Here is a 5,137-nt window from a genome sequence, read left to right on the forward strand (position 1 = left end):
TGGGACGGCCACGTGTACTGGGTTCGGTATCCCCTGGAGTGAGGAGAATGATTCGAAGGGTACGGACTGCAAGATCGTGTTCGACCGGTCTAGTGCGCATTTCAAGGACTCTGTGACGCCGGTGGATGTGAAGGTGTCCTACGCGATCACCTACACCGCCTCCGACGGCGCCACCGGCACCATGGACACCCACACCACTTCCACGACCACCACGATCCCGGTGGCGGAGATCCAGACGATTATTGTCCGGCCCACCGAACAGCCATGAATCCCAGGTTGGTTGATGGGCTGGGTGTTGTTGTGCTGGCTTGTTTCGCTCGGACACTTTGAAAGGATCTGACTGCTGATGTCTTATCCCACACCTAGCCCGTCACCGGGCCCGTCGCCTATCGCACCGCCGGCTGATGGGGAGGAGTATAACTATAAGAAGTTCGCTTTGAAGAAGGTGGTTGATGCGCTTGAGCAGGCTCAGGATGATCTGGATGCGGATCCGGCTACGGAGGGTATGACTCCGAAGTCCACTCTGCTGACCGAGGGCCTGGGCGGGACCGAGAGTGTGTGGCAGTCTCCTCTGGCTGACACTATGCACGACACGGTGGTGGGGGTCGTCGACTCCATGATCTCCAACCTGCGCAACGCCACCGTTGAGGTCAGTAGTGACTGGGAGGGTGAGCCGACCTATGTGGACGAGGACGACTACCGTGCGAAGTGGGGGCAGTGAGCAGTGACTTATGTTTCGCTTGACGCCGATGGCGTTCAGGACATCATTGACAAGCTGACCGAGTACAAGGAGCAGTCCGAGACCAGTTGGGAGACGGTAACCAGCACTAACCGGATACAGGACTATCCTGCCGAGCTGAGCGGGCGTTCCAACACTGCTGGCGAGCATGCTGCTGCCCTGGAGACTGAGATCAATTCCCTGCAGGCTCGTCTGGATGCTGCTAAGGCCGCTAACGAGGGCGGCATAACCATGACTGGCGCGGACGGCATGATCTGCTACTGGCTGCCCGAAGGCGCCGAGGACACCGCCGAGAACGCCACCACCTACAATCAGGTGGACAAGGTCAACCAGGCCCGCGCCGACGCCCAGACCATGGTGGACTACTCCATCAACGGCTGCACCCCAGAGCAGTGGGATGAGCTCATCGGGCGTGTCCAGGCCGGCCAGGACGATGCCGTGTATGCCAACACCATCCTGGCCAACATCGGACCCGCCCGCCTGCTGGACCTACCCACCGACATCCAGGACCAATTCACTACCAAATCTGATTTACGGGGCGCCACCACCAGTGACCGTCCGAACGCTGGTAGTGATTTGGCTGATGCTCTGGGGCATGTGTTGGCTACTGCCTCGTGCACCTGGGATGATGGCAAGGCCGAGGCCTACGCCAACCGGCTGGTGGACTATGCCGAGCAGAAGGGCAAGGACCTGCGCATAGGCGCGCTGAACCAGATGCTCGCCGCTTCCCGGCCCGCCGACATCGACTCCGACGGCACCCCCGAGGACATCGGCCTGAACTACAGTGACGCCCTCCTGGTCACGCTCGCCAACCGGCTGGAGAGCTTCAGCCCCGAGCAGGCCAAACCATGGAACAGCGAGTACTGGAACCCCACCAGCGCGACCAAGCAGCCGGTCGGATCTACCGCGAACCCGTTGTTCGGGGTGGTGCATGCCATGACCGGCAATCCCGACGCCGCCATCGAGTGGCTGGTCGCCAACCAGGACGGCACCACCACCCCGGTCACCGCGGCCCAGTCCCTCGAGCATGCCGAGCGCATCCAGCAGCTCGTTGAGATCGGCGGCCTGACAGACCAGTCGTGGACCGCCAACTGGGCGATGCTCGCCAACCAGATCGACCGCACCACCACCCCCGGCCCTAGCCCCACCCAGCAGCAGTACCAGGAATCCGCCCGCGCCACCGCCACCTCCGGCATCCTCAACGGCCTCGGCTCCGGAAAAGACCCCCTGAACCTGTCCCCCGAGGCCCGCCAGTCCGTCGCCGCGGTCATGGCCCGCCACCCCCAAGGCGTAGACGCCTCCACCGACACAGGCAACAGCGGCGGACCGGTCGGCAGCAGCGTCGACGGCGATAACACCACCTACTACCCGTTGTTCACCGACCGGGCGCTTACCAACCTCATCGGCCAGGTCTCCCTGGACGAGTGGGCCTCCACCACCCTGGGCCAGGCGATGACCGACTACCACACCCAGCAGCTCCAGGACGCCGTCAACCAGTACAACACCACCGGCAACGCCACCGCCCTCCAACAGGCTGTCACTACTCAGAGTCGGACCAACGGCTTCTTCGCCGGGGCCGCCGCCCACCAGCTCATCGCCCTGGCCGAGAAGCAGGACTCCGCCCACGAGGACATCAACACCGCCACCTCGTCCCTGGCCGGCTCATACCCGTCGTCGGCCCCGCAGCCTCCCTCGGCATCAGCCTGAGCGAGCCCTTCAGCACCGACAACGCCGACGACGCCAGCAGCCAGGCGGTACACACCAAGAACACCGCGGCCGCCGACAACAACCGCCAGATCACCCTGGCACTGCTCAACTCCGGCCTATACAACCAAGAGGACCTCAAAGCCACCCTCGAACGCGAAGGCACCAGCGTCAACGCCCTCAAAGTCATCGACCCAGACGGCAACAACCTCACCCAGAACATGACCCCCGAGCAACTCACCGACTACGACTTCGGTGTCGGCCTGTCCGAGATCGGCAACAACCTCTACAGCCCCACAAAACCCGGCCTCGACTTCACCGACACCCGAGACGGCACATTCGACGACGTACGTAGTCGCCAACCCAGGAGGCGACGACGAGCCGGACGGCGAATGGTAAACAACAAGACCCCTAACCAGCGTCAGGCAACAGCCATCCCACAAAGGACCAGCCATGCCACCCACACCACCCTCACCCGCAGGCAAGCACCACAGGCCCAGGCCCACAGCCGCCCAGCACCGCCGTCTGCCAGCAGGCCGCACCGCCCTGACGACGCTAACAGCGCTTGCGGCCGCGTGCCTGGCACTGGCCGGCTGCTCCCTAATACCCGACACCCAGCCCACCACCCTCCCCACAGCCGCGGTAGTACCCACCACCGCACCCACCGGAGAAGGCGAGAAGTACACCTGCCCCGGCATCCCCGACACGGCCCTGTACGCCATGTTCGGCAACAACGTCACCATCAGGGCCTCAGACAAGAACAGAACCACCGCCCCCGAGTGCCGTGTGGACGCTCCTGGCCAGGGCAGCAGCGTCTTCTACTCGGAGTTCTGGTACATCTACGACGACCGCGGCCCCTGGGATGGGGGATCACTAGCCTGGGGGCGGGAGGCGTCAACCTTCACCTTCGACGGCATCGAGGGGCAGGGCGAGGCCCATACCTCCAGCCCCGGCGCCAAGTACGACTACGGCAGCACCGTGTTCACCTGCGGGGACCACTACCTGGCCATGAGCATCCGCCACGCCTCGGTCATGGCCGGGGACATGCGAGAAAACCTCATCGCCCTGACCCAATCAGCCCTCCCCTGGCTCTGCCAGGACCAGCCCATCCCCGGCCTGGGCAAAACCATGGAACAAGCCCGCCCCTACTACGCCTACCCCACACCCCTACCCTCACCCACCCCCACCAACACCCCAAACAACCCAGACAACTAACTGCCACCCACACCCGCCGACGCTCATACCAACAAGGAGACCACCCAACATGCGGACCACACCCCGTTCCACCGACACCCACCGACACCGCATAACAGCAGGCCTCCTAGCCCTCCTCCTAGCAGCCGCACCCCTGACAGCATGCTCCTCCGACTCCAACGACAACCCCCTGGGCATCGGCACCTTCGACCCCGAGGCAATGGCCTCAGCCGACGCCTCCGAATCCGCAGCCGCAGCAGCCGCATCCGCATCTGCCGCAGCCTCGGCGGAAGCCGCAGGCATAGTGACCGCCGAGTCACTGTCCACCGAGCGGCACGTGATCACGTCTATCCCTGAGGGCCTGGACGAGCAGCAGACCGAGATCCTGAAGGCCTTCGTCCACTACGACGAGGTGACCTGGAACATCTGGTTCACCGGCACCGGCATCGAAGATACAGAATCTTTACTTACTCCGGAGGAGTACAATAACTTCCTCAACAATTTCAACGCTGTAAAAGACGAGACAACTGACGGAACGGTAAAAGTAGCTGTTTACTCGGTGTCCATCACTTCACCGTACTCCGACGAGGTTCAGGCCAGGGTCAGTATTTGCGATGACCAGTCCGAAGTGGTCGCATACGACGCCGCAGGCAACGATATCAGTGACCCGGAAACTCTTCAAGGTCGATATGAAAAGATCGTGACCATGATCTATCAAGATGGAGCTTGGTTGGAAGCTGGAGGAGAAACCCTTTCCGTCAACGAGTGCGCGGTGTGAACAATGAAGATCAAGAGCCAAGCACTGCGACCTATATCTGTCGCGCTATTATTGGTCGCCTTCATGGTTGCAATGTCTCCAGCAATTGCCGATACAAATCGAACCACCACTACAACAGGTTCCTCCGCAGGTTCGGTGTCGTCTGGTGGGGATGGTTCGGTGACGATGAGTGTGGAGGTGGAGTCTGTGTCGGCTGCTTCGGATGGGTCGGCTGGTTCTGGTGGTGGCGCTACGGCGTGGTCGCAGGTGGTGACCGCCGCAGTGCATCCGGTGTGCTGGTATGAGCAAAGTGACACCGGGGCGGAGCGGGCGGAGTGGATCGATTCGGGGAAGGCGGCGGAGTACATCCGTTTCAACCACAGTGGTTCGGTGGAGGAGTACAAGACTCACTTCCCCGACTACGAGTCGTACGCCGATGACACGGAGGGCTACTGGTACATCCCGTACTGCGACCCCCGCTACATGGCCGATGATGACGAGCGCGACTTCGGCGAGATCATGGCGGACTACTACGCCGACCACGACCCCGTGTATGTGCCTGCCGGCCAGGCGGCCCCGGAGCCCGAGATAGATGGTGAGACTCTGGCTCAGGCGGCGTGGGATGCGGTGACGATTCCTACGGCGACGATCAGTTATAACCCGATGTATGGGGGTGTGGGGGCGACGTTTGTGGGTATGGATACCTGGGTGTGGGCCACCGGTGACACCCCCAAGGAAGTGAC

General features: G+C 62.5%; 4 protein-coding genes and 3 pseudogenes. All 7 read left to right on the forward strand.

Going from position 1 to position 5,137, the window contains the following annotated elements:
- A pseudogene (locus BW737_RS16385) lies at positions 1-268 on the forward strand (hypothetical protein); the annotation flags it as partial.
- 168 nt (positions 269-436) lie between these two features.
- Complete coding sequence (locus tag BW737_RS15300) at positions 437-721, forward strand: hypothetical protein (RefSeq protein ID WP_086616076.1); 285 nt, start codon at positions 437-439, stop codon at positions 719-721.
- Positions 722-724: 3 nt separating this feature from the next.
- A complete protein-coding gene (locus BW737_RS15305) occupies positions 725-2,446 on the forward strand; it encodes a DUF6571 family protein (RefSeq protein ID WP_086616077.1) in 1,722 nt (573 codons plus the stop codon).
- A pseudogene (locus tag BW737_RS20175) lies at positions 2,443-2,730 on the forward strand (DUF6571 family protein); the annotation flags it as partial. The gene BW737_RS15305 and the pseudogene BW737_RS20175, both read left to right, overlap by 4 nt.
- A gap of 166 nt (positions 2,731-2,896) precedes the next feature.
- Positions 2,897-3,658 (forward strand): hypothetical protein, encoded by a 762-nt coding sequence (locus BW737_RS19095; protein ID WP_257210930.1) that lies wholly within the window; start codon positions 2,897-2,899, stop codon positions 3,656-3,658.
- Positions 3,659-3,857: 199 nt separating this feature from the next.
- Positions 3,858-4,415, forward strand: a complete 558-nt coding sequence (locus tag BW737_RS15320; protein ID WP_143233422.1) for a hypothetical protein — start codon at positions 3,858-3,860, stop codon at positions 4,413-4,415.
- Between the two features lie 249 nt (positions 4,416-4,664).
- Positions 4,665-5,137, forward strand: a pseudogene (locus BW737_RS15325) (hypothetical protein); the annotation flags it as partial.

The sequence above is a fragment of the Actinomyces ruminis genome, from assembly GCF_002154335.2.
Classification (GTDB): Bacteria; Actinomycetota; Actinomycetes; order Actinomycetales; family Actinomycetaceae; genus Actinomyces; species Actinomyces ruminis.